The sequence below is a fragment of the Kitasatospora sp. NPDC005748 genome, assembly GCF_040630735.1.
In the GTDB taxonomy this organism is placed as follows: domain Bacteria; phylum Actinomycetota; class Actinomycetes; order Streptomycetales; family Streptomycetaceae; genus Kitasatospora.
The window spans coordinates 1-23,918 of the sequence record NZ_JBEXYD010000030.1 but is presented as its reverse complement, the minus strand read 5'-3'; the positions used below and the strand labels follow the sequence as shown (position 1 = coordinate 23,918).

17 protein-coding genes are annotated in these 23,918 nt (G+C 74.1%); 11 read left to right on the top strand and 6 right to left on the bottom strand.

Translation table 11 applies throughout. From position 1 onward, the window contains the following. The first annotated feature begins 13 nt into the window (after positions 1–13). Entirely contained in the window at positions 14–2,155 is a 2,142-nt protein-coding gene (locus tag ABZ495_RS21625) for an acyltransferase family protein (RefSeq protein WP_359837490.1), read from the top strand. 68 nt (positions 2,156–2,223) lie between these two features. Here the strand turns inward: ABZ495_RS21625 and ABZ495_RS21620 are convergent, their stop codons facing one another. Beyond that, positions 2,224–2,931 carry a hypothetical protein gene (locus tag ABZ495_RS21620; protein WP_359807921.1) on the bottom strand — a complete coding sequence of 236 codons (708 nt, stop codon included), beginning with the start codon at positions 2,929–2,931 and terminating at the stop codon, positions 2,224–2,226. A 278-nt stretch (positions 2,932–3,209) separates the two neighbouring features. Here ABZ495_RS21620 and ABZ495_RS21615 point away from each other — a divergent pair, with 278 nt between their 5' ends. After that, complete coding sequence (locus tag ABZ495_RS21615; RefSeq protein ID WP_329486024.1) at positions 3,210–3,440, top strand: hypothetical protein; 231 nt, start codon at positions 3,210–3,212, stop codon at positions 3,438–3,440. A 410-nt stretch (positions 3,441–3,850) separates the two neighbouring features. Beyond that, positions 3,851–4,468 (top strand): class I SAM-dependent methyltransferase, encoded by a 618-nt coding sequence (locus tag ABZ495_RS21610; RefSeq protein ID WP_359807919.1) that lies wholly within the window; start codon positions 3,851–3,853, stop codon positions 4,466–4,468. A 90-nt stretch (positions 4,469–4,558) separates the two neighbouring features. On the opposite strand, the gene ABZ495_RS21605 is transcribed toward ABZ495_RS21610, so the two are convergent. After that, the gene (locus ABZ495_RS21605) at positions 4,559–5,803 is read right to left on the bottom strand and encodes an SDR family oxidoreductase (RefSeq protein WP_359837488.1); all 1,245 of its coding nucleotides are present in this window, start codon (positions 5,801–5,803) and stop codon (positions 4,559–4,561) included. A 335-nt stretch (positions 5,804–6,138) separates the two neighbouring features. Beyond that, positions 6,139–6,720, bottom strand: a complete 582-nt coding sequence (locus tag ABZ495_RS21600; protein ID WP_359807916.1) for a TetR/AcrR family transcriptional regulator — start codon at positions 6,718–6,720, stop codon at positions 6,139–6,141. Between the two features lie 729 nt (positions 6,721–7,449). Here ABZ495_RS21600 and ABZ495_RS21595 point away from each other — a divergent pair. Next, the gene (locus ABZ495_RS21595; protein WP_359808003.1) at positions 7,450–8,349 is read left to right on the top strand and encodes an aminoglycoside phosphotransferase family protein; all 900 of its coding nucleotides are present in this window, start codon (positions 7,450–7,452) and stop codon (positions 8,347–8,349) included. A 71-nt stretch (positions 8,350–8,420) separates the two neighbouring features. Then, positions 8,421–9,380, top strand: coding sequence for a D-2-hydroxyacid dehydrogenase family protein (locus ABZ495_RS21590; protein WP_359837486.1), 960 nt, complete (start codon positions 8,421–8,423; stop codon positions 9,378–9,380). A gap of 102 nt (positions 9,381–9,482) precedes the next feature. On the opposite strand, the gene ABZ495_RS21585 is transcribed toward ABZ495_RS21590, so the two are convergent. Then, entirely contained in the window at positions 9,483–11,075 is a 1,593-nt protein-coding gene (locus ABZ495_RS21585) for a M4 family metallopeptidase (protein ID WP_359837484.1), read from the bottom strand. A 420-nt stretch (positions 11,076–11,495) separates the two neighbouring features. Here ABZ495_RS21585 and ABZ495_RS21580 point away from each other — a divergent pair, with 420 nt between their 5' ends. After that, complete coding sequence (locus ABZ495_RS21580; protein ID WP_359807911.1) at positions 11,496–12,824, top strand: hypothetical protein; 1,329 nt, start codon at positions 11,496–11,498, stop codon at positions 12,822–12,824. A 46-nt stretch (positions 12,825–12,870) separates the two neighbouring features. Here ABZ495_RS21580 and ABZ495_RS21575 read toward each other — a convergent pair whose 3' ends face one another. Beyond that, positions 12,871–15,114, bottom strand: coding sequence for an amino acid adenylation domain-containing protein (locus ABZ495_RS21575; RefSeq protein WP_359837481.1), 2,244 nt, complete (start codon positions 15,112–15,114; stop codon positions 12,871–12,873). Between the two features lie 277 nt (positions 15,115–15,391). Between ABZ495_RS21575 and ABZ495_RS21570 the strand changes: the two genes are divergently transcribed. The 5 genes from ABZ495_RS21570 (at position 15,392) to ABZ495_RS21550 (ending at position 21,235) form a co-directional block, all read left to right on the top strand. Continuing rightward, positions 15,392–16,216, top strand: coding sequence for an ATP-binding cassette domain-containing protein (locus ABZ495_RS21570; protein WP_359837479.1), 825 nt, complete (start codon positions 15,392–15,394; stop codon positions 16,214–16,216). Positions 16,217–16,632: 416 nt separating this feature from the next. After that, complete coding sequence (efeO, locus tag ABZ495_RS21565) at positions 16,633–17,778, top strand: iron uptake system protein EfeO (RefSeq protein ID WP_359837477.1); 1,146 nt, start codon at positions 16,633–16,635, stop codon at positions 17,776–17,778. A gap of 144 nt (positions 17,779–17,922) precedes the next feature. Next, entirely contained in the window at positions 17,923–19,248 is a 1,326-nt protein-coding gene (gene efeB, locus ABZ495_RS21560; protein WP_329486014.1) for an iron uptake transporter deferrochelatase/peroxidase subunit, read from the top strand. A gap of 49 nt (positions 19,249–19,297) precedes the next feature. Further along, entirely contained in the window at positions 19,298–20,146 is an 849-nt protein-coding gene (efeU, locus tag ABZ495_RS21555; protein ID WP_329486013.1) for an iron uptake transporter permease EfeU, read from the top strand. A 441-nt stretch (positions 20,147–20,587) separates the two neighbouring features. Beyond that, complete coding sequence (locus ABZ495_RS21550) at positions 20,588–21,235, top strand: HNH endonuclease family protein (RefSeq protein WP_352297907.1); 648 nt, start codon at positions 20,588–20,590, stop codon at positions 21,233–21,235. A gap of 100 nt (positions 21,236–21,335) precedes the next feature. Here the strand turns inward: ABZ495_RS21550 and ABZ495_RS21545 are convergent. Beyond that, a partial coding sequence (locus ABZ495_RS21545; protein ID WP_359837474.1) for an ABC transporter permease occupies positions 21,336–23,918 on the bottom strand: 2,583 nt, incomplete at its 5' end.

Below are 23,918 nucleotides of genomic sequence, written 5' to 3'. Positions count from 1 at the left end.
GGGTGCGGTTACGGTGTTCGCCACCGCCACCGCCGCCGCGCCGAGTGCCGGCGGTGCGGCCGCCGACCCCGACCCTGCGGCCGACCTCGTGCTGCTGACGGCAGCCGGCACCGCCGTGGCGGCGCAGGCGCAGCCAGCCGAGGAGCCCCGGAAGCGGGCGGCCTTCCGCCCCGACATCGAAGGACTGCGCGGCGTCGCCGTGCTCGCCGTCCTCGCCTTCCACGCCGCCGTGCCGGCCTTCACCGGCGGCTACGTCGGCGTCGACATCTTCTTCGTCATCTCCGGATTCCTGATCACCGGCCTGCTGCTGGCCCGACCGATCGGCCTCCGGGACTTCGCCGCCCGCCGCGCCCGCCGGATCCTGCCCGCCGCCGCGGTCGTCCTGGTCGCCACCGCACTGGCCGGCGGCGCGCTGCTCGACCCGCTGCGCGGCACCGACCTGGCCCGGGACCTGATCGCCTCGGCCGGCCAGTTCGCCAACTGGCGGTTCGTCGGCCAGCAGACCGACTACCTCGGCGCCGAGCGCGACCCGAGCCCGCTCCAGCACTTCTGGTCGCTCGGCGTGGAGAACCAGTTCTACCTGCTCTGGGGCGTGCTGCTGCTCGGCCTCGCCCGTTACCTGAGGGGCCGCCGGCGCACCGCCGCGATCGCCGTCGCGACCACCGCGATCGGTGGCGTCTCGCTGCTCCTCTGCATCCGCTGGACGGCCGGTTCGGCGCCGCTCGGCTACTTCTCGACCGCCAGCCGGCTCTGGGAGTTCGCCGCCGGTGCCTGCGCCGCCATGCTCGGCTCGGCCCTCGCCGGGTGGCTGCCCCGGGCCGGCCGCTCCGGACGGCCGGTCGGCCGGGCCCAGCGTCTGCTCGGCTGGGCCGGTGCGGCGGCGGTCGTGGTCGCCGTCCTCCGGTACGACCGCAACACCCCCTTCCCCGGCAGCGCCGCCCTGCTGCCCGTCCTCGGCACCGCCGCCGTACTGCTCGCCGGACCCGCGCACCGCGCGCTCGGCGCCACCGACGTCGGCCGGCTGCTCGCGGCCCGTCCGCTGCGAGCCGCCGGCCGGCTCTCCTACGTCTGGTACCTCTGGCACTGGCCGGTGCTGACCATCGCCCAGGCCCGCTACGGCGCGCTGCCCTGGACCACCCTGGTCGCGCTCACGGCGGCGAGCGCCGTCCCGGCCTGGCTGACCATGCGGCTGGTCGAACAGCCGCTGCGCTACGGCAGCAGCCCGGCCCCTCGCCGGGGCCTGGCGGTCGGCGCCAGCGCGCTGGTGATCCCGCTGATCGCCGGGCTGACCCTGGGCGGCGGGACCGTCCGGGCCCTCGGCGACACCACCGGGCCGATCGCCGTCCCGGCCGGCGCGGTCGACGGCCCCGCCCTGCTCGCCCCCGGCAGCCGGGTCCTGAGCCTGACGCCCTCGCTGGCCCGGGCCCGCGAGGACTTCCCCCCGGGGCACGGCTGCGAGATCCCGCTCGGCGCCGAGAACAGCCCGCGCTGCCTGTTCGGCGCCGAGGACAGCCCCGACCGGATCGTGCTGATCGGCGACTCGCACGCGGGCCAGTGGATCTCGGGCGCGCTCGCCCTGGCCGAGCAGCGGAACTGGGCCCTGGAGGTGCTGGTCAAGCCGGGCTGCCCGCTGGCCACCCTGACCGTGCGCAACAACGTCCTCGGCCGGACCTTCGACGAGTGCGACCGCTGGCGCGAGAACACCTTCGCCCGGCTGGCCACCGGTCCCAGGCCACGGTTGATCGTGATGGCCGGCCTCAACCGGTACGGCAGCGGGCCGGAGCGGGCCGAGGGCTGGAGCCGCACGCTGGACCGCCTCTCGGCCATTGGCGCGCCGCTCGCCTACCTCGGCGACACGCCGATGCCCGGCAAGGACATCCCGACCTGCCTGGCAGCCTCGGACGGCCGCTCGGACGCCTGCTTCTTCCCCCGGGAGACGGCCTTCGAGCAGGACCCGCTGCTCGCCGGCGGGCTCGCCGAGCGCTACCGCGTCCGGGTGCTGGACCTCGGGCCGCTGCTCTGCCCCGGGACCGGTCCGGACTGCCCGGCGGTCCTGGAGGGGGTGGTGCTCTACCGGGACGCGGGGCACATCACCGACACGCTGGCGAAGGTGCTGGCGCCCCGGTTGGACAAGGGGCTGCTACCGGCGGGGTGAGGCACCCGGCCCGGCCCCGGGGGTGGTGGCGGGCCGGGCTGTCGGGGACAGATCGTCGGGGCGGCCGGTCAGCCGTAGATGTTGTGGCAGAGCCTGGCCTGCTCCGAGCCGGCGGGCCAGCGGCCGAAGCGCTCGGCCTGGTCGCAGATCGAGCCGCCGCCGGTCGTGGCCGGTCCGCCGCCCGTCGCGCCCGGGGTCCCCGCGGCGGCCGACGGCCCCGCGGGCGCCGACACGCCGGTCCCCGGGGCCTCCGGGCTCCGGGCCGGGGCCGGGCGGGGCGTCCGGCTCTGCCTCGCCCGGGCGGCGGCGGAGCGTGCCGCGCCCGGCGCGCCGTCCACGCCCGACCGCTCCGCCCCCGGCGAGGCCTCGGACGCCGTGCCGGGGCCGGTTGTCGGGCCCGCGGCGCCGCCCGGGGCCGCGTCCGCCGGGGCCGGGGCGGTGGTGGTCGGCGGCGCCGGTACCGGCAGCAGGTCGGGGACCGCGGGAATCGACGGCGAGGGTGAGGGCGACGGGGACGTACCGGGGAAAGCCACCACGCCGGACGACTCCTCGCCCGATTCGGGCCCGCACATCACCAGGACGGACGCCAGCACGGCGACGATCCCGGCGGCCGCTGCCGCCCATGCCCGGCGGGGCTGCGGCCTGGCCGGGGGCGGCACGGGTGCGGCGGGCGGGGGTGCGGCGGGCGACGCGACCGGGGGCGCGGCGGGTACCGGTGGTGGCTCCCACGCCTGCGTCGGCCACTGCCACTGTCCATCGCCGGGTTGCCCGCTCATGCCGTCGTCCTCCTGCTGCCGAATTCGCCGCCGCCGAATCGCCGCTGCGCCACTGCCGGGTCCACCGCCCGAGTCGACCTCGATCCCGGTGCAGTCCGTGCGCCTCGTCCGGCGACCCGTTCGCCGTACTCAACGAGCGCGCCGACGGCGGGACATGACTCGGAAGAGGGTTCTGTCGCGCCGTCCGTTCCGCACTTCGCTCCGCACTCCGTTCCCGGCTGTACGCTGCCGGCCGTACCCCGGGTGCGGGCGGCGGAGGTCCGCCACATGCTGGGGGCATGGAAACGAACAGCACGTCAAAGCCCCTGGTCGAGGTCGCCGAGTTCCGTACCGACAGCCGCTACCGCCTGGTCCACTTCGAGGGCCACGGCTGGGAGCCGCTGGCCCCGGAGGAGTTCGAGCCACGGATCCACCAGCTCTTCCCCGACCTCGATCCACGCGACGAGTCCCGTGTGCACTGGGTGGACCGGCCCTGGCAGTGGCCGGCCTGGCACGCCGGCGAGGCCTGAGGAACGGGCGTCGCCGGGCCCCGGGGCGGCGGGCGGCCGGCGGCGGGGTCGGCGGTGCGGAGGCGGCAGCAGGGCGGAGTGAGCGGTGGGGGAGGGGCGCGCGCTGTCGTCGGATCAGCCGTCCATTCGGAGGACGCCGCGGTGGAGGAGGTGCTCCGGTTGGGGGGTGCACCGGCTGGGGGTGCTCCAGGTGTGGGGTGCTCCAGGTGTGGGGTGCTCCGGGTGACCGGCGCTGGGGCGTGAGGGCATGCGGGCCGCACCTGTTTCGGGCCTGCCGGGCGTTCGCGCCGGTGGTGGCCGCCGAAGCGAAGAAGCGCGGTTTGGAACGCTGCGGCAATCGGGGGAAGATCGTCCCGGCGGTGGCGGGCGGTCCGGCCTGACCGGAGCCGTCCGACACACCAGGGGGGCACGTGAACCGACCGGCCGGCACCGCAGGTTACGCCGAGGCGGCGGCGGAACTCGCCGTGCAGTACGAGGAGGTGACCTTCGAACAGGTCCACCGCGAACTGCTCCACCTCTTCCCCGGGGCGCCGAGCACCGTCCTGGACTTCGGTGCCGGCACCGGCCGGGACGCGGCCGCCCTCGCGGCCCTCGGCCACCGGGTCGTCGCCGCCGAGCCCACCGAGGAGCTGCGCCGGATCGGGCAGCGGATCCACGCCGACAGCGACATCCGCTGGGTGGACGACGCGCTGCCCGAAGCGGCTGCCGTCACCGCCTCGGAGGAGCGCTTCGACCTGGTCCTGCTGACCGCCGTCTGGATGCATCTGGCCGACCAGGAGCGTGTGTTGGCGATGGCAGCGCTCGCCCGCCTGCTCACGCCCGCCGGTCGGGTGATGCTCTCCCTCCGCCACGGCCCCGTCCCACCCGGCCGCCGGATGTTCGACGTCCCGGCCGACGAGACCGTCGCGCTCGCCGACCGGCACGGCCTGACCCTGCTGACCCACGCCATCCGTCCCGACCTCCACGCCCGCCCGGGCGTGACCTGGACCCTGCTCGCCTTCGAACGGACAGGCGCCGGGGAGGGCTGAGGGCGCCGGGCGTCCGCTGCTCGGACGGCGGCAGCACGGTTCACCCCCCGATGCGGCCCGAGCCGGGGGTGAACCGTGCTGCCGCCCCGGTCAGCGGCGCCGGTCGCCGAACCCGGCGAACCGGGCGAAGCGGCCGAACCCGGCGAACCGGCCGGTTCGGGAAGGGGCGCGATCCGGGTTCGGTCGGCCGGGTGCGCGTCGGCCGGGTGCGTGTGGGCCTGGTGTGAGGGGGTCCGTGCCGGTGGCAGTGGTGCCGAAGCCGTCGGCGACCAGGCGGGTCGCCCAGCGGCGCAGGACGTCGGCGACGGGTGGGTGGTGAAGACCGGCGGCGCGGGCCAGGCGGTCGGCGGACGTGGTGTCGTAGCCGTCCTCCGAGAGGAAGCTGAGCGTCTCGGGGTCGGCGCCGGTCAGCGCGCGGGGCAGTCGGCGGACCAGGCCGACCGGGACGAGGGCGCGGGGCGCGGGCACTCCGAGGTGGTCGGCCAGCAGACCGATCAGCTCGGGCAGCGGGGGCGTCGCGGGGTCGAGCACAGTGTGGGAGTGCACCGGACCGTCGTCGAACTCCGGTACGGCGGCGAGGAACCGGGCCAGGTGGTCGACCGCGACCACCGGCAGGAAGGTCCGCGCCGAACCCGGGAGCAACGGCAGGCGCCGATGGGCGAGTTGGCGGACCAGCTCGGCCAGGCCGAGGTACTGTCCGGCCTCGCCGGTGACCGAATGACCGACCACGCTGCTCGGGTTGACCGTGGTGAGCGGTACGCCGAGGCGGGCGGCCGTGACGCGGACGGCGGCGTCGCCCACCAGTTTGGAGGCCTCGTAGGCGCCGAGGCGGGTGTAGAGCGCGTCGGTCTCGGCGGCCGGGAGTGGGTAGCGCGGCGTGGCGTCCCGGCCGACCCGGTAGCCCGAGAGGTGGACGAGCCGCCGGAGCCCCGGACGGGTGGCGGCCCAGTGCAGCACGTGCAGCGCGCCGTCGACGTTGGCGGCGTCCGCCTCGGTGCGCTCCAGGCCGAACCGGTAGAGGGCGGCGAGGTTGTGGATGTCGCGGATGTCCGTCAGCCGGGCTTCGTCCGTCGTGCCGAGGCCGAGGCCGGGGCGGGTGAGGTCGGCGGCGACGGTGGTCAGTGCGGTGTCGTCGGCGCCGTGCTCGCGGAGCCAGTGGCGCAGTTGACCGTCCCGTGCGGATCCGCGCCCGCCCCGGATGCCGGCGGCCACCGGCTCGCCGCGGTCGAGGAGTTCGAGAACCAGCCAGCGGCCCAGGAAACCGGTCGCGCCGAGGACCAGGGTGCGCGGCAGGGGCTGGGGTAGCCGGTGCTGCGGCGGGGTGGTGGAGTTCATCTGGAGGTCCTTTTCTGTAGACCGGTCTGCATATTTTTGGGAGATGCCTGGGTGAGAGTGAGGAGGCGGGGAGGGCAGATGAGTATGTAGACCGGTCGGCAGATTTCTAGACGCGGCCTAACGGTGACGGGAGTTCGAGGGACTTAGATTCGGTAGACCGGTCGGTTGATTTCCTCGGTGGCCTGGTGGAAGTCAGTGCGTCAGCTGAGATTCGGTAGACCGGTCGGTATATTTTCAGGCGACCATCGAGCGGAGCCGATCGGAGCTCGGCCGACTGCGGGGTCGGGGGACCGGTGGGCCGCGCACGTGAGGTCAGGACGGGCGCGGCCGGTCGGTCACTTCTTCTTCGCGCCGAGCAGGTGGCGGACGGCGTGCCGGGCGTCCTCCAGGGGGCGGCGGTCGCGACGCACCCGGGCGAGCAGTACGGCGCCCTCCAGTACGGCGAGCGCCTGGCCGGAAGCGGTCTCCGCCTCGGCGGGGCCGAACCCCTGGGCGGTGAGGCGTTCGGTGAGCACGAGCTGCCAGCTCGCGTACACCTCGGCGCAGACGCGGCGCAGGGGCTCGTTGCTTCCCGCCACCTCCAGGCCCACGGTCGCGACGGGGCAGCCCTTGCTGTAGTCGGACTCCTCCAGGCGGGCGATGAAGACCTCGACGAGCCGGTCGACCAGTGCCGTCGCTTCCGGGCTGCGGCCGACGGGCGTCCGGAGGAGTTCCTCGACCTCCTGCCCGGCCTGGACGAGGGCGGCGGCGACCAGTTGGTCCTTGCCCTCGGGGAAGTGGAAGTAGAGCGAGCCGCGCGGTGCGCCGCTCTCCGCCACGATCTGGTTGAGGCCGGTACCGAAGTAGCCCTGTGCCTCGATCAGGTTGCGCGTGCCGGCGATCAGCCGGGCGCGGGTCTCTTCTCCTTTGACTCCCATGTGGAAACAGTAGACCGGTCTGTATATTCCTGTCGACCTTCGACCCGGGTGACCGGTTCATCGGGAGGTCGGCCATTGACGCCCTGTTGAGCACCGGGCACCAGGGACCGGGCACCGAGCACCAGGGACCGGGGCCCGGGCGCCCTCGGGGTCGCGTACCCCGCCGCCATGTGAACCGGTGCCGTGCGGAGGCGAACCAACCATCGCGCGCAAGGAATCCACCATGGGTGGCGATCGCACGCCCCATGGTCGTGGTCGATTGACGGATCCGTGGCTTCCGGTCCGGCTGCGTTCCTAGCCTGTCGGGCATGACACACAGTCACCAGCACCAGGCCGAAACGGATGTCGACCGGGCAGTCGCTCCCCATTCCGACGCCCCCATTCCGACGCCCCCCACCCCGACGCCCCCACCCCGACGCTCCCCACCCCGACGCCGCGCCCGTGGCCGGTCCGTCCCGGGCGACCGCGCTCGGCTGATCGTCGCCGACGCCACGGCCCTCGAACGGGGCTGAGCCGCAGTACACCCCGAGGCCCCGCCGCCCGGGCAGGTCGGCAGGGACGCCGGCGCGACCGGCCGTGCGGCGGCGGGCAGTGGCGGCGGGGAGCGGCGGCTGGGAGCGGCGAGGCCGACAGTGGAGCGGACCCCCGCTGGGTGTGCCGCGCAGCCACGGTCGCCGGAAAGCGGTTGACGTTCGCCGGCGTCAGGCCGTTCGATTACCTGCCATGAACATGAGCGCAGGGCAGATGCATCCCGGCACCTACCCCACGGACGTCGACCTCGTACGGCGGCTGATCGCCGGGCAGTTCCCGCAGTGGGCGGGGCTGGCGGTCGAGCGGTTCCCGTCCGGCGGGACGGTCAACGCGATGTACCGGCTGGGCGACGACATGGTCGTCCGGCTGCCGCTGACGCGGGGCGGGGCCGGCGACGTGCTGCTCGAGCGGGCCTGGCTGCCCCGGCTCGCGCCCCAGCTGCCCTGGCCCGTCCCCGAGGCGCTCGGTGACGGGGTGCCCGCCGAGGGCTTCCCCTGGCCGTGGTCGGTCTACCGGTGGCTGGCGGGGGAGAACCCGGAGGTGGAGGCCCTGAGCGAACCGGTGCTGCTGGCCGAGGACCTGGCCGGGTTCGTGGCGGCGATGCGGAGCATCACCCTGCCCGGTGCGCCAGCGGCCCACCGCGGCGGACCGGTCGCCTCGCTCGACGTGGAGACCAGGGCGGCGATCGAGGAGCTGCGCGGGATTCCGCAGGAGGGTGTCGACTGCGATGCCGCCACGGCCGTGTGGGAGGAGGCGTTGCGGACCCCGGGTTGGGACGGGCCGCCGGTGTGGCTGCATGCCGATCTCATGCCGGGCAACCTGCTGGTGGAAGCCGGCAGGCTGACCTCGGTCATCGATTTCGGCTGCCTGGGGACAGGTGATCCCGCCTGCGACCTGTTCCCGGCGTGGAATCTCCTGCCCGCCCGGGCGCGGGAGGTCTTCCGCGAGGCGCTGGGCGTGGACGACGCGACCTGGATCCGCGGCCGCGGGCGGACCCTCTCGCAGGCGCTGATCGCGCTGCCGTACTACCGGAGGACCAACCCGGCGATGGCACGCAACGCCCGGCACGTGATCCGGACGGTGCTGGGGGAGGTCTGACGCGGGCGCCGGTCGGGTGGACGGCCCGGCCCCTGTCCCCCCCGGCCCAACGGGTCTGCGAGAGTGCCGGTATGAAACTTCGCTGTGCCGTACTCGACGACTACCAGGGTGTCGCGACGAGCATCGTCGACTGGTCACCGGTCACCGACCGGGTGGAACTGATCTCCTTCCCGCGGCACTTCGGCTCGGAGGACGAACTGGTCGACGCCGTCGCCGACTTCGACATCATCGTGACCTTGCGCGAACGGGTGGCGTTCCCGGCGGCCGTGTTCGCCCGGCTGCCCCGGCTGCGGCTGCTGGTGGCCTCCGGGATGCGGAACACGGTGATCGACTACGCGGCCGCCCGCGCGCACGGGGTGACGGTCTGCGGGACGGCGAGTTCGTCCACGCCGCCGGTGGAGCTGACCTGGGCGCTGCTGCTCGGGCTCGCCCGGGGGATCGTCACCGAGAACGACGCGCTGCGCACGGGCGGCCCGTGGCAGAGCACCCTCGGCGCGGATCTGGCCGGGCGGCGGCTGGGATTGCTCGGGCTGGGCAAGATCGGGGCGCTGGTGGCCCGGGTCGGTCTCGCGTTCGGCATGGACGTGGTCGCCTGGAGCCCGAACCTCACCGAGGAGCGGGCCGCCGAGGTCGGCGTCCGGCGCGCCGCCAGCAAGGAGGAGCTGCTGCGGGAGAGCGACTTCGTCTCCGTCCACCTGGTGCTGGGCGACCGCAGCCGGGGCCTGCTGGGCAAGGCCGAGTTCGCGTCGATGAAGCCGCGGGCGTACCTGGTGAACACCTCGCGGGCGGCGATCGTCGACCAGGACGCGCTGCTCGCCGCCCTGGCCGAGGGCCGGATCGCGGGTGCGGCGGTGGACGTCTTCGACGTCGAACCGCTGCCAGCCGACCACCCGTTGCGCACCGCGCCGCGGCTGCTGGCGACCCCGCACCTCGGCTATGTGTCGGGCGACACCTACCGGACGTTCTACGGCCAGGCGGTGGAGGACATCGCGGCGTTCCTGGCCGGCTCCCCGGTCCGCGTCCTGGGCTGAGACGCCGGCGCGTCCGGAACGCCGTGCCGGGCACGCCGGGGCGGCCCGTCGCCCCGGGAAACCCCGGGGCGACGGGCCGCCGTTGGTGCGCGGAGCGGGTCGTCAGCTGACCGAGACGGCGCTCCAGGCGGCCGCGACGGCCTTGTACTCGGTGCTGGTCGCGCCGTACAGGTCCTTCGCCGCACTCAGGGTCGCGGTGCGGGCGGCCTTGTAGTTGGTGGTGGAGGTCATGTAGACGGTCAGCGCGCGGTACCAGATCTTGGCGACCTTCTGGTTGCCGATGCCGGTCACCGTGGACTGGTTGCAGGTGGGGCTGTTGTAGGTGAACCCGTTGATGGTCTTGCTGCCGCTGCCCTCGCTGGCGAGGTAGAAGAAGTGGTTGCCGACGCCCGAGGAGTTGTGCACGTCGAGCTGCCCGACCTTGCTGGTCCAGCAGTCGGCGGACCCGCCGTCCAGCGAGGGCTTGTCCATCCGGCGCAGCCACGGCGGGGTGGACTGGTCGCTGAACAGGTAGTCGGGGGTGTCCACCTTGCTGTTGGCGTACCACTCGACCATGGTGCCGAAGATGTCACTGGTGGACTCGTTGAGGCCGCCGGACTCGCCGCTGTAGCGCAGGTTGGCGGTCGCGCTGGTGACGCCGTGGGTCATCTCGTGGCCCATGGTGTCGAGGTCGACCTGCTCCGGGTCCTTGGAGCCGTCGCCGTCACCGGTCATCATGCAGAAGCAGCTGTCGGACCACTGGGCGTTGTCCCAGTCGGTGCCGACGTGCACGAAGACGGTGGCGCCCTTGCCGTCGTTCTTGATGCCGCTGCGGCCGAAGGTGTTCTTGTAGTAGTCGTACGTCCAGGCGGTGTTGGCGTGGGCGTCGACGGCGGCGGTGGCGCGGTCGGTGGAGAACTTCTTCCCGTCGCCCCAGGTGTTGTCCGTGTCGGTGAACAGCGTGCCGGAGCTCGCCTTGAGCGAGCCCGCGGAGACGTTGTGCGCGTCCCTGGTGGCGTGCTTGCGCACCGGGTCGATCAGCGCGAAGCCGCCGGACTGCGCGGTGGTGTCGATGGTGATGTCGCCGGTGTACTCGGAGTGGCCGGTGCCGCTGGCCTGGTGCTCGGAGTCGTAGCTCTCGATCTGCTCGCCGGTGGAGGCGTCGGTGACGACGACCTTCCCGGCGGGCTGGCCGTGGTCGCCGACACCGGCGACGGTGGTCTTCCAGGCGAGGCGGGGCGTGCCGTCGGCGGCCCAGACGACCAGTTCGGGGGAGCTGGTCGCGGAGCCGATGGACGGCGCGGACTGGAGGGCGCGGCTCGCGGAGGTCTGCGCCGGGACCTTCGGGACGATGGACGCCACCGCGGCCTCGTGCGCGGCGGCGCGGGAGGAGTCCTTGAGCCGGCCGCGCGCGTCCTGGTGCACGACCAGGTCACCGCCGACCACGGGCAGGCCCTGGAAGGTGCGGTCGAAGCGGACGTGCTGGGTGCCGTCGGCGTCGATGATGACGTCCTTGACCTGGAGGTCCTGGCCGTCGCCGAAGCCGAACACCCCTGCGTTGTGGGTGACGTTGGCCCGGGCCTGGGCGATCGCGGCGGCGTGGTCGGTGGGGGCGGCCGACGCCGTGGCGGTCTGGAAGGTGGCGGCCACGAGTGCGGCGGTGACCGCTATGGCTCCGGCCGCGAGGTTGCGGCGGTGAGAGGAGATGGGGCTCACTCTGACTCCAGTCGGGGGTAGCTGCAGGGATACGAGCTGGGTCAGAGTTTGACGGTGAACTGACAACGTTGGCTAGATATTTCAAGAGACCTTGACCATTCCGTGTTCTGTCCTGATCGAACTTGATAGGTAGTGAACAAATGCCGCGGGAGCCCACCGTGACGACCCGGTACCTCTGGCGCCGCGCCTTCACCAACGGTGAACTGGCCGCTCTGCATGCGGAGGGGTTCGGCCCCCCGCCGGCACCGGCCTCCCGCGCTGCTGACCGGCGCCGCTGACCGGTGCCGCTGACCGGTACCTCCGGCCAGTGCCCCTGGCCCGCCCCTCCGACCGCTCCTCCGCGCGGGACCGGGCGCGAGCGCCGTCGCCCGGTGTCGCCGATCCCCTGCGGGCGGTCCCGCCGGCCCGTACGCTCGCGGGATGGACGGATGGCTGGGCGCCTGGACGGGCGGGCGGCGGGCGGTGCACCTCGGGAACGTCGCCGACTTCAACGAACAGTTCCTCGCGCCGGGGACGGACCCCGACCAGCGGTCCCGGCGCCTGCGGCAGGCACACCACTACGCCGGGATGGCGAGCTGCTACAGCCCCGAGCCCGCGCTGCTGGTCCTGCCAGGGGAGGTCGAGCGGGCCTGGATCGACTGGCTCGCCCGGGAGTTGGAGTGGGGGCCGGTCGAGCTGTACAGCGGGATCGCGCCGGATCGGACGCTCGCCCAGGCCCTCGCCGACCGGCCGGCCCTGGCGGAGCGGATCGCCACCGCCGGTCTCCCCGTGCTGCCGTGGGGACGGACGGCGGCCCAGGGCGAGGGCGCGGAGCTGGCGGCCGTGCGGCGCTACGAGTCCAAGGCCGCCGCGCACGTCCTGTTCACCGAACTGGCCCCGGAACACCACGGGATCGTCGTCCCCCAGCAGGAGCAGCCGGGCTCCCGGCGCCGCGCCGCCCGCCGGCTGACCGCCCGCGCGAGCCGCGGCCTCACCACCGTGCTGAAGAGCCCGCACGGCGTCGGCGGCTACGGGACGGTCGTGGTGACCCCGCAGGACGTGTTCGCGGCCGGCGGCGGCCGGGCCCTGCTGCGCCGGCTGACCGGGGCCGAACTGCCGGCGCCCGGTGGGGACGTGCTGCTGGAGGAGTACATCGACGGCGGCCGTGCCGACCGGCTGCGCGACCTCACCTTCGACGCGGTGGTCGGCGACGACGGCCGCGTCCACCCGGTCGGCGTCGGCGAGATGGCGGTGCACGGCACCCGCTACCAGGGGGTGACGGTCGGCCCGGGGGTGGTGCCGGCCGGCGCGGCGGCGATCGCCGAACGGTTCGGCCTCGCGGTCGGCGAGCGGCTCGCCGCCGAGGGCCACCGGGGCTGGTACGACGTCGACTTCGTCACCGACCGGGACCGCCGGCTCGCCCCCACCGAGATCAACCTGCGGCTCACCGGCCCGGCGATCGCCTTCGTGCTGCGGGCCCGGCTGGACCTGGTCCGCGGCCCCGGCCACCTGGTCCGCACCCTGGACGCGCTGCCGCTCGGCGCCCGGATCTCCCAGGAGGCGCTCCACGACCACCTGGACCGGCTGCGCCCGCGCTGCGCCCGCCTCGGCGTGACCGTCCTGCCGCTGGTCGCGACGGCGGGCTACGAGCGGGAGCCCGCCGTCGGACTGGCCCTCGCCGCGCGCGAGGCCGAGGCGCTGGAGGCCGCGCAGGCGCTGATCGGAGCCGGGAACCACGCGCTGGGCCGGATGTTCGAGGCCCTGCGCTGAGCGGTGCCGGACCGGCCGGGCCCGCGTGCCTCGACCCGCCGCCGCCTCACCTCCGCGCGGACGGCGGGTGCCAGGCGAGGAAGCGGACCACGACCACGGCCGCGATCATCAGCGCGACGTTGAAGACGTAGACCAGGAGCGACTGCCGCGACCAGTCCACCGGTGAGCTGGTCCGGTACAGGTTGTCCTGCGGCCACCAGGAGGCCAGCAGCCAGAACACCGACAGGTGGGTGGCGAGCGTGAGTCCCCGCGGCCTGCCGTGCGCGGTGAGCATCGGCCATCCGGCCAGCAGGAACGCCGCGCCCAGCCCGAACGAGAGCCACTCGGCGATGTACAGGGCGTGGAAGTAGGAGGCGAAGGGGTCCGGCACCCGGGACAGGTCGGTGGAGCCCGGCCAGAGGGAGTCGGTGAGCAGCCAGGCCGCGAAGGCGAAGGGCAGGGCGATGAGGAGCCAGCCGCAGCCGGACAGGCCGGGCCCGCCGGCGCCGGCCGCCCGGCCGGAGCCGGTCCCCCCGCCCGCGCCCTTGAAGCCGGCGCCCTTGTGACCGGCCGAGCCGCCCGCGCCGGCCTTACCGGCCCGGGGGCCGGTGGAGTCGCGCGGCGCCGGCAGCGGCAGGGAGCCGCGGTCGAGCTTGCCGGCCCTGGTGCGGGGGAGCGCCGACAGCGGCACCACCGCGGTGGGCAGGTCGCCGGCGGGCAGGCGCTTCGTCAGGTAGGCGGAGAGCGACCACGCGTCCGCCCCTTCGGCTTCCGGGTCGGTCACCGCGTACCCGACCAGCGCCCGCCGCCCGGGCTCCGGCTCCACCTCGGCGACGGCGGCCTCCCGGACCGCCGGGTGCGAGCGCAGTACGCCCTCGGCGGCCGCGGCCGTGGTGACCCGCTCGACCACGGCGGCGGCCCGGGCGGAGGCGACCGGCCCCACCACGGCCTCGGCGCGGGCCGTGAACTCCAGTACGCCGTCCGCGCGGATCCGCCCGAGGTCGCCGGTCAGCAGGACCCGGCCGTCCGGGTCGAAGGCCGCGGGCCGGAACCGGCGGTCCGTCTCCTCGGGCCGGTTGAGGTAGCCCCGGCCCAGGCCCGCGCCGGCGACCGCGATCTCGCCGACCGTCCCGCTCGGGGCGGGCTCGCCGTCCGGGCCGAGCACGTGGACCCGGGCGCCGGGGAACGGCCGGCCGACCAGCGAGACCCGCTCGCTGCCCTCGCCGCCGGTCGCCCCGGCCGCGTCGAAGTAGCTGCTGTCCACGGAGGCCTCGGCGAGGCCGTACACGTTCAGCACCCGGACGCCCGCGCCGAGCAGCCCCTGCAGGCCCAACTGCTCGTCCAGGTACCACTTCTCGGCGCCCACGGTGAGCAGCCGCACACCGGTCAGCGCCCCGCCCGAGGCCGCGAGGTGCACCCGCAGGCGGCGCGCCGTGCGGACGTTGAGCTCCAGCACGGTGATGCCCTCGGCGGCGACCAGGGCCGGCAGGTCGGCGATGTCGGCGCTGCGGTCCAGGGTGAGGTTGCGCGGTGCGACCACCAGGGTGGCGCCGGTGCAGAGCGCGCGCACCCAGTCCGCGGTGAAGACGTCGAACTCCAGGCTCGCCGTCTGCAGGATCCGGTCGGAGGCGCGGAGCCCGTAGACCGAGCGCCAGCCGCGGTAGGCGGCCAGCAGGTTGCGGTGCTCGATCAGCACGCCCCGGGGCAGCCCGGTCGAGCCGGAGGTGAAGAAGACGCACGCGAGGTCGTCCGGGCCGGTGGCCACCACCGGCGGACCGGTGGGCAGCGCGGTGACCGCCTCGGTTGCGGCGACGGCCCCGATCGCCCCTACGGCTCCGACGGCTCCGCCCTTCTCGCCCGCTCCGACCGTCGCCGCCTCGCCCGCCTCGCCCGTCCCGGCCGGCGCGTCCACGCAGACGACGGCCCGCCCGCCGGCGTCCGTCAGCCGCACCCGGTGGCTCTCCTCGGTCACCACTACGGCCGGATCGGCCTCCGCGAGCACATGGCGCAGCAGCGGGTCGGGCGCCCCCGGCTCCAGCGGTACGTACGCGCCACCGGCCTTCAGCACGGCGAGCAGGGCGACGAACACCTCGGTGCCCCGGCCCAGCGCCACCGCGGCCCGGCCGCCGGGCTCCAGCCCGGCCGCCGCCAGGTGGCGGGCCAGCCGGTCCGCCCGCGCGTCCAGCTCACCGTAGGTCAGTTCCCGCGCGCCGCAGCGGACGGCGACCGCGTCGGGCGTCTGCCGCGCCTGCTCCTCGAACCGCCCGTGCAGCGTTCCGGCACGCCCCGCCGGTTCCGCGTCCCACCCCATCCGTCCAGCCCCCTTCGCATCGTGCTCCGCTCCGATCCTCCCGCCAACCGCCCGCCACGAACAGGGGCGTGCGGACCGGCCGGTCGGTCCGCGCCCCGGCCCGCCCCCGCGCGCCCCGGAGCGGGGCGACCGCCGGAGCCGGTCCACACCTCGGACACCCCGGGCCGCCGCCACTCCGACGGTTGTACTCTGCACGCGGACGGCCGGTGCCAGCCCGCCCGGTGCGGCGCCGCGCCCGCACCCTGTCCGGCGCCGATCCCACGGAGGCCCGCCCGCCATGAGCACGTCCGAACCGCTGCCCGCCGGCCCGCTGCTGCGCACCCGGGACGTCGACGTCGTCCGGGACGGCCGCTACCTGCTGCGCGGGATCGACCTCACCATCGAGCCCGGCGAACACTGGGCGCTGCTCGGGGCCAACGGCGCCGGCAAGTCCACGCTGCTGGCGCTGCTCGGCGCGGTCTCCCACCCCACCCGGGGCACGGTGGACGTGCTGGGCCGCCGGCTCGGCCGGGTCGACATCCGCGAGCTGCGCGCCCACCTCGGTCACGTCAACCCGCGCCACCCGCTGCGTTCGCCGCTCTCCGTCCGCGAGGTGGTGCTGACCGGCCTCACCAACACCATCGAACCGGACCTGCACCGCAAGCCGTCCCCCGAGGAGCTCGACCGCTGTGAGCGACTGATCGAGACCCTCGGCATGACGGCCATGGCGGAAGCCCCGTGGCCCACCCTCTCCCAGGGGGAGCGCGGCCGGGCCCTGATTGCCCGCGCCCTGATGCCCAGCCCCCGGCTGCTGCTGCTCGACGAGCCCGCCACCGGGCTCGACCTCACGGCCCGCGAGCTGCTGCTCGACAGCCTGGACCTGCTGCGCCATCAGCACCCCGAGCTGGCCAGCGTGCTGGTCACGCACCACCTGGAGGAGCTGCCGGAGAGCACCACGCACGCGCTGCTGCTGCGTGACGGCGAGTGCGTCGGGGCCGGGCCGGTGGACGAGGTGATGACCACCGAGCTGGTGAGCGCCTGCTTCGGCCACCCGATCCGGATCAGCCGGCACGAGGGCCGCTGGAGCGCCCGCGCGGCCGCCCGCCGGGCCCCCGGCCGCTGAGCACCTCGGCGCCGCGGGCGCTGAGCACCTCGGCGCCGCGGGCGCTGAGCACCTCGGCGCCGCGGGCGCTGAGCACCTCGGACCCCCGGCCGCTGAGCACCTCGGGCCCCCGGCCGCTGAGCACCTCGGCGCCGCGGGCGCCCGGTCGCTGAGCCCGCGGGCCGGGCGGCTCCCGGGCAGGGCGGGGCGTGGGACAGGCCACCGGCGGTGGCCGGAATTGGGCGGTGGGCTGACGGCACCGTGGCCGCCTGGCCCACCCCCCACCTGCGCGGATCGAAGGCGGCCCCGGTGTAGACGGCAAAATCAGATATCCCTAAGGTATGCCTTAGCTAAGTGGGTGGGGGCGCCGGTGGCCCCGGTTCCCGTACCCACGCTCAGCCATGCCCGAACCGCCTGTCCTCCCCGCTGGAGCCCTCATGTCCGCCCGTCGTTCCACCGCAGCCGCGCTGCTCACCCTCGCTGTGGCGACCGCCGCGCTGGCCGGTTGCTCGCAGAAGAAGGACGACAAGGCCTCTGCCGACGCCGTCAAGGTGAACGCCACCGACAGCGCCTGCGAGGTCTCCAAGACCAGCTTCCCGGCCGGCCACGTCGTGATCGACATCGCGAACAAGGGCTCGAAGACCACCGAGGTCTACGTCTACGGCGACGCTGACAAGATCATCACCGAGCGCGAGAACATCGGCCCCGGCACCAAGGCGTCGATCACCGCCGAGATCAAGGCCGGCTCGTACGAGATCGCCTGCAAGCCGGGTATGGTCGGCGACGGCATCCGCCAGAAGATCACCGTCACCGGTGACGCCGCCGCCTCCGGCGCCTCGACCGACCCGCGGCTGACCGCCGCCGTGGACGCGTACCGCACGTACGCCCAGGAGCAGGCCGACGCCACCATCCCGGTGGTCACGCAGTTCGCCGACGCGATCAAGGCCGGGGACCTGGAGAAGGCCAAGTCGCTCTTCGCGCCGTCGCGCACCGGCTGGGAGCGCACCGAGCCGGTCGCCGAGAGCTTCGGCGACATCGACCCGAAGACCGACACCCGCGAGGACGGCCTGGAGCCCGGCCAGGAGTGGACCGGCTGGCACAAGCTGGAGAAGTCGCTCTGGGCCGACGCCAGGATCGGCGACGACGAGAAGAAGCTCGCCGACCAGCTGGTGACGGACCTGAAGGACTGGCAGACGAAGATCCCGACGGCCGAGATCACCGCGACCAGCATGGCCAACGGCGCCAAGGAGCTGCTGGACGAGGTCGCCACCGGCAAGATCACCGGTGAGGAGGACCGCTACAGCCACACCGACCTGGCGGACTTCGCCGCCAACGTCGAGGGTGCGCAGAAGGCCTACGAGCTGCTCAAGCCGGTCGCCTCGGAGAAGGACGCCGAGCTGGCCAAGACCCTGGACGCGGAGTTCACCGCGATCCAGGCGCTGCTGGCCAAGTACAAGCAGGCCGACGGCGGTTACACCTCCTACGACAAGGTCACCGAGGCCGAGCGCAAGACCTTCTCCGACGCGGTGAACTCGCTGGGCGAGCCGCTGTCGAAGCTGGCCGCCGCGGTCGTCGTCAAGTAACGGTCGACACGCAGTACCGGTCGACAAGCAGGACCCCAGGAGGTGTCGGCTCCCGTAGCCGGGTTAGCCTCCACCACATCGCCGTGGCGGCCCCCGTGGCCGCCACGGCATCCGTGAGTCAGCGCAGAGAAGGGCCGCCCGTCGATGGACGCCGAGAACCAGCAGCAGAGCGGGACGCCGGCCGGCACCGACGCCGACGCCGCCGCGAGTGGGCGGGGCGGCGCCGACCGCGGCCCGATCAGCCGCCGGGCCGTGATCGGCTGGGCGGGCGCGGGCGTCGCGATCGGGGCCGCCGGGGTCGGCTCGGTGGCCGCCGCCACCCGGCAGGACGACGACACCCCCGCGCCGGCGGCCACCCCCGCGAACATCCCCTTCTATGGCGAGCACCAGTCGGGCATCGCCACGCCCGTCCAGGACCGGCTGCACTTCGCCGCGTTCGACGTCTCGGCGACCGCCACCCGCGAGTCGCTGGTCAAGATGCTCAAGGAGTGGTCCAAGGCGGCCGCCGCGATGACGGGCGGCCGCGAGGTCGGCACCGGCGCCGCCAGCGGCCTGCCCGAGGCACCGCCGGACGACACCGGCGAGGCCCTGGGCCTGCCCGCCTCCCGGCTCACCCTCACCATCGGCTTCGGCCCCGGCCTGTTCGAGAAGGACGGCGTGGACCGGTTCGGCCTCAAGGCCCGGCGCCCCGAGGCCCTGATCGACCTGCCGAACTTCAAGGGCGACAAGCTCGACCCGCAGCGCAGCGGCGGCGACCTCTGCGTCCAGGCCTGCGCCGACGACCCGCAGGTCGCCGTGCACGCGATCCGCAACCTGGCCCGGATCGGCATGGGCACGGTCAACATCCGCTGGTCGCAGCTCGGTTTCGGCAAGACGTCCTCGACCACCCCGGACGCGCAGACCCCGCGCAACATGATGGGGTTCAAGGACGGCACCCACAACATCGCCGGCAGCGACACGGCGAAGCTCGCCGAGCACGTCTGGGTCGCCCCCGGCGAGGGCCCGGACTGGATGACCGGCGGCTCCTACCTGGTCGCCCGCCGGATCCGGATGCACATCGAGACCTGGGACCGTACCTCGCTCAAGGAGCAGGAGGACGTCTTCGGCCGCACCAAGGGCGAGGGCGCGCCGTACGGCAAGCCCAAGGAGCACGACGCGCCGGACCTCAAGGCGATGCCCGAGGACTCCCACGTGCGCCTGGCCCACCCGGACAGCAACAGCGGCCTGATGATCCTGCGCCGCGGCTTCTCCTTCACCGACGGCACCGACGGCCTCGGCCGCCTGGACGCCGGCCTGTTCTTCCTCGCCTACCAGCGGGACAGCCGCAAGGCGTTCGTCCCCCTCCAGCAGCGCCTCGCCTCCAGCGACAAGCTCAACGAGTACATCCAGCACGTCGGCTCCGCCCACTTCGCCTGCCCGGCGGGCGTCCGCAAGCCCGGCGAGTGGTGGGGCCAGGCCCTCTTCGGCTGACCTGGCGCTCCCGCCTACCCGTACCACCTCTTCACCCCCAGGAGCCAGCGTGTTCGGCAACTACCTGATCGGCCTGCGCGAGGGCCTCGAAGCGAGCCTCGTCGTCTGCATCCTGATCGCCTATCTGGTCAAGACCGGCCGCAAGGACAAGCTCCTGCCGGTCTGGTCGGGCGTGGTGGCGGCCGTCGTCCTCAGCATGGCCTTCGGCGCCGTCCTGCAGTTCGGCTCCTCGCAGCTGAGCTTCGAGGCGCAGGAGGCGCTCGGCGGCTCGCTGTCGATCATCTCGGTCGGTCTGGTCACCTGGATGGTGTTCTGGATGCGGCGCACCGCCCGCCACCTGAAGACCGAGCTGCACGGCAAGCTGGACGCGGCGATGGCGATGGGCACCTTCGCGCTGGTGGTCACCTCCTTCCTGGCCGTGGGCCGGGAGGGGCTGGAGACCGCGCTGTTCATCTGGTCGGCGGTGCAGGCCACCGACGACGGCTACAACCCCGTGATCGGCGCGGCCCTGGGCCTGGCCACCGCGGTGGTGCTCGGCTGGCTGTTCTACCGGGGCGCGCTGAGGATCAACCTGGCGAAGTTCTTCACCTGGACCGGCGCCATGCTGGTCGTCGTCGCGGCCGGCGTGCTCGCCTACGGCGTGCACGACCTCCAGGAGGCCGGCTGGCTCGGCGGCCTGCACAGCCAGGCCTTCGACATCAGCAGCACCATCCCCAAGGACAGCTGGTACGGCACCCTGCTGAAGGGCGTCTTCAACTTCCAGCCCGACCCGACCGTCCTCCAGCTGGTCGTCTGGGCGGCCTACCTGATCCCGACCCTGGCGATCTTCTTCGGTCTCTTCGGCGGCCGCCCGGCCAAGCCGCTCGCGAACGCCGGCCCGGCGAAGACCGCCGCCTGACGGCCCACCGGCCGCCACCCGCACAGCAACCGCACAGCACCCGAACCGCCCCGCCCGGCCCCGCCGGACGGGGCGGTTCGGCATGTCCGGGGTCTCGTCCGGCCACGGTGCCGCGGACTGCCGCGCTACCGCGGCGGCCCGTACGCCAGGAGGAGGACCGCGAGGGCGGTGGGACCGATCCCCGTCATCACCCCCGGGGGCGCCGCCCGGCGTGCCGGCCGCCCGGTGCTCCCACCGCGTACGGCACCGCCCAGCGCCGTGCGGCCGCGCCCCGCGCCGCACGGCGCCCGCGTGGTACCCCGCGCCGAGCTGACCACCGGTCAAAAAGTTCATCCCAGGGTCTACCCGCGTAAACCCCCGACGCGCCATGCTGGTTGCCAGCCCGGGCCGCTTCCGCCCGGGGGCTTTTGCCTGCCCTCAGACCGACTCTGGAGTCCCCGTATGCCTGCGATACGCACGCTGCACCGCGCCCTGCCGGCCGCCCTCGGCGCCCTGCTGCTCGCCCTCACCGCGCTGCTGGCCGGCGCCGGCACCGCCCAGGCCGCCCTGCCCACCCCGGTCTCGGCCGCGACGGCCCGCACCTACCTGGCCTCCATCGCGACGGGCGCCGAGACCCACGACGACACCTACGACCGGACGCTGTTCCCGCACTGGATCACCATCGCCGGCACCTGCAACACTCGGGAGACCGTCCTCAAGCGCGACGGCAGCGGCGTGGTCACCGACTCCGCCTGTGCCTCCGTCAGCGGCACCTGGTCCTCGGTCTACGACAACGCGACCACCACCAACGCCTCCTCCTTCGACATCGACCACCTGGTGCCGCTGGCCGAGGCCTGGCGCTCCGGTGCCTGGGCGTGGACGACGGACCAGCGCAAGGCCTTCGCCAACGACCTGACCCGCCCGCAGCTGCTGGCCGTCTCCGCGAGCTCCAACCGCTCCAAGGGCGACCAGGACCCGGCCCACTGGTTGCCGCAGACCTCCTACCGCTGCACCTACGCCCGCGCCTGGGTGCAGGTGAAGTACTTCTACGGCCTCTCCGTGGACACTGCCGAGAAGAGCACCCTCTCCTCGATCCTCAACGGCTGCTGACCGGACCCACTGCTGACGAATCGTTCATGCACAGAGCTCCGCCCGCCGGTGTCCTTCCCGGCGGGCGGAGCTCTTCGGTGTCGGTGGCCTGCCCGGGGCGCTACTCGCTCTTGATCGCCCCCAGGATGTCCATCCGGGCGGCCCGGCGGGCCGGCCAGAGGGCGGCGAGCAGGCCGATCACGGCGGCGGCGACCAGGAAGCCCAGGATCTGGACCGGCGGCACCACCGTGGTGATGCCCTTGAAGGTGTCCGCCATCGTGCGGGTGCCCGCCCAGGCGGTCACGATGCCGAGCAGCACGCCGACCACGCCGCCGAAGAGCGCGATCATCAGCGACTCCAGCCGGACCATCCGGCCGATGCCGCGCCGGTCCAGGCCGATCGCCCGCAGCATGCCGATCTCCCGGCGGCGCTCGAACACCGACATCGCCATGGTGTTGACGACGCCCAGGACGGCGATCACCACGGACATCCCCAGCAGGCCGTACATGATGTTCAGCACCGCGGTGACCAGCTGGCGGTTCTCCGCCTTGATGTCCTTCTCGCCCTTGACGGCGATCAGCGGGTTGCCGCCGGTGGCGTCGCGCAGGGCCTGCTTCAGCTTGGCGTCGGCGCCGTTCACGCCCTTGACCAGGACCTTCTGCGGCCCGGTGCCGGGTGCGGCGTGCGGGCCGACCACGGAGTCCGGGGCGACCAGACCGGCCAGCGCGGTGCCGGCCTCCAGCACGCCGCCGACGGTCAGCGAGCCCTTGGTGCCGTCCGGGTAGGTGAAGGCCAGCGGGTCACCGGGCTTCAGGCGCAGGCGGTCGGCGGTGCCGGAGCCGACCAGTAGCCCGCCCCGCTTCAGCGCGTCCGCGCTACCGGCCTTCACCGTGATGGTGGCCAGCTGGTCGATGGTCGCGGCGTCCACCGAGGTGACCACCTCGCGGTCGTCGCGGTCGCCGGTGCCGGCCGCGTCGCCGGCGCCGGTCCCGACCAGGACGGTGCGCACCACGCTCATCGCGCTCACGCCCGGAGTCCGGGCGACCTGCGTCGCGACCTCGGGGGACAGCATCGAGGAGTTCTGCATGGCGACGGTGTAGTCGGCCTTGGTGTCGTTCTCGGTCTCCTCGTCCACGGCCTTGTTCACCGAGGCACCGATCACGGTCAGCGCGGTGATCAGGGTGACGCCGATGGTGAGGGCCGAGGCGGTGGCGGCGGTGCGGCGCGGGTTGCGCACGGCGTTCTCGCGGGCCAGCTTGCCCGGCGTCCCGTACAGCCTGCGCAGCAGCGGGGCGAACAGCGCGATCAGCGGCCGGGCCAGCAGCGGGGTCAGCACGAACACGCCGATCAGCAGCGCGCCCGCGCCGGCGCCGACCAGCTTGCCCTCCTTGCCGGCGGCGCCGGCCAGCAGGCCGCCGACGCCGGCCGCGGCGAACAGCAGGCCGATCGTGTTGCGCACCCGCAGGCTCTTCTGGGTGGCCGGCTGCTCGACCGAGCTCATCGCGGCGACCGGGGCGATCCGGGAGGCGCGGAGGGCGGGCAGCCAGGCGGCGAGCACCGTCACCAGCACTCCGATGGCGACCGAGACGAGCACCGTGGACGGGGCGACCACCAGCGGGCCGTCCGGCAGGTTGGCCTCCATCGGTCCGTTCAGCAGCGAGCGCAGGCCGGTGGCGATGCCGATGCCGGCGAGCAGTCCGGCCACCGAGGCGGTCAGGCCGACCAGCAGCGCCTCGACCAGCACGGAGAGGGTGACCTGCCTGCGGTTGGCGCCGACGGCGCGCAGCAGGGCGAGCTCCTTGGTGCGTTGGGCGACCAGCATGGTGAAGGTGTTGGCGATGATGAAGATGCCGACGAACAGCGCGATCGCGGCGAAGCCGAGCAGCACGCCGCTCATGCCCTTGGTGCCCTCCTGGATCATCCGGTCCTGCTCGTCGGCCAGCTCGCGGCCGGTCTTCGCCTCGATCGAGTCGTCCTGCGGGACGGCCTGCCGGACGGCGGTGAGCAGCGCGCGGTCGTCGGCGCCGGGCCGGCCCTTGACGTCGATCTCGGCGAAGCGGCCCGGGCTGAGGTAGAGCTGCTGGGCGGTGGCGGTGTCGAAGGCGGCGAGCGAGCCGCCGGAGACGACGCGCGGGTCGTTGGTGTGCAGGGTGCCGGTGAGCTTCAGCTCCATGACCGGGCCGTTGACGGCCACCCGGACGGTGTCGCCGACCTTGTAGCCGCCCTTGTCGGCGGTCTTCACGTCCAGCGCCACCTCGCCGGAGCCGCGCGGGCCGCGGCCGTCGACGAGCGGGTAGCGCGGGTCGGTGCCGTCGGCGCCCGGCACGTAGTTGGTGCCGGTGGTCGAGAAGCCGTCGCCGATCAGCGCGCCCGTGCGGTCGGCGATGCCGGCGAAGCCGGTGACCACGCCGCGGGCCTCGGCGGCGCCGGGCAGCAGGGCGACCGCCTTGCGGGTGGACTCGGTCAGGGTGGGGTCGGTGGTGCTCCCGCCGCTGAGGTCGTACCCCCGGTCGACGGCGCTGCGGTCACTGATGGTGACGGCTATGTCGGTGTAGCTCTTGGCGCTCTGGGAGCGCAGCGCGTTGCCGAGGGTGTCGGTGAAGACGAGCGTGCCGGCGACGAAGGCGGTGCCGAGCATGACGGCGAGGGCCGTCATCAGGAGTCGGCCCTTGTGGGCCAGCACGTTGCGCAGTGCGGTGCGGTA

Bases quoted from the DNA above. Each gene is read 5' to 3' on its own strand.
- efeO (WP_359837477.1), top strand. From the start codon at position 16,633: ATGTCCGCCCGTCGTTCCACCGCAGCCGCGCTGCTCACCCTCGCTGTG.
- ABZ495_RS21595 (WP_359808003.1), top strand. From the start codon at position 7,450: ATGAGCGCAGGGCAGATGCATCCCGGCACCTACCCCACGGACGTCGAC.
- ABZ495_RS21600 (WP_359807916.1), bottom strand. From the start codon at position 6,720: ATGGGAGTCAAAGGAGAAGAGACCCGCGCCCGGCTGATCGCCGGCACG.
- ABZ495_RS21570 (WP_359837479.1), top strand. From the start codon at position 15,392: ATGAGCACGTCCGAACCGCTGCCCGCCGGCCCGCTGCTGCGCACCCGG.
- ABZ495_RS21590 (WP_359837486.1), top strand. From the start codon at position 8,421: ATGAAACTTCGCTGTGCCGTACTCGACGACTACCAGGGTGTCGCGACG.
- ABZ495_RS21550 (WP_352297907.1), top strand. From the start codon at position 20,588: ATGCCTGCGATACGCACGCTGCACCGCGCCCTGCCGGCCGCCCTCGGC.
- ABZ495_RS21575 (WP_359837481.1), bottom strand. From the start codon at position 15,114: ATGGGGTGGGACGCGGAACCGGCGGGGCGTGCCGGAACGCTGCACGGG.
- ABZ495_RS21620 (WP_359807921.1), bottom strand. From the start codon at position 2,931: ATGAGCGGGCAACCCGGCGATGGACAGTGGCAGTGGCCGACGCAGGCG.
- ABZ495_RS21605 (WP_359837488.1), bottom strand. From the start codon at position 5,803: ATGAACTCCACCACCCCGCCGCAGCACCGGCTACCCCAGCCCCTGCCG.
- efeB (WP_329486014.1), top strand. From the start codon at position 17,923: ATGGACGCCGAGAACCAGCAGCAGAGCGGGACGCCGGCCGGCACCGAC.
- ABZ495_RS21580 (WP_359807911.1), top strand. From the start codon at position 11,496: ATGGACGGATGGCTGGGCGCCTGGACGGGCGGGCGGCGGGCGGTGCAC.
- ABZ495_RS21615 (WP_329486024.1), top strand. From the start codon at position 3,210: ATGGAAACGAACAGCACGTCAAAGCCCCTGGTCGAGGTCGCCGAGTTC.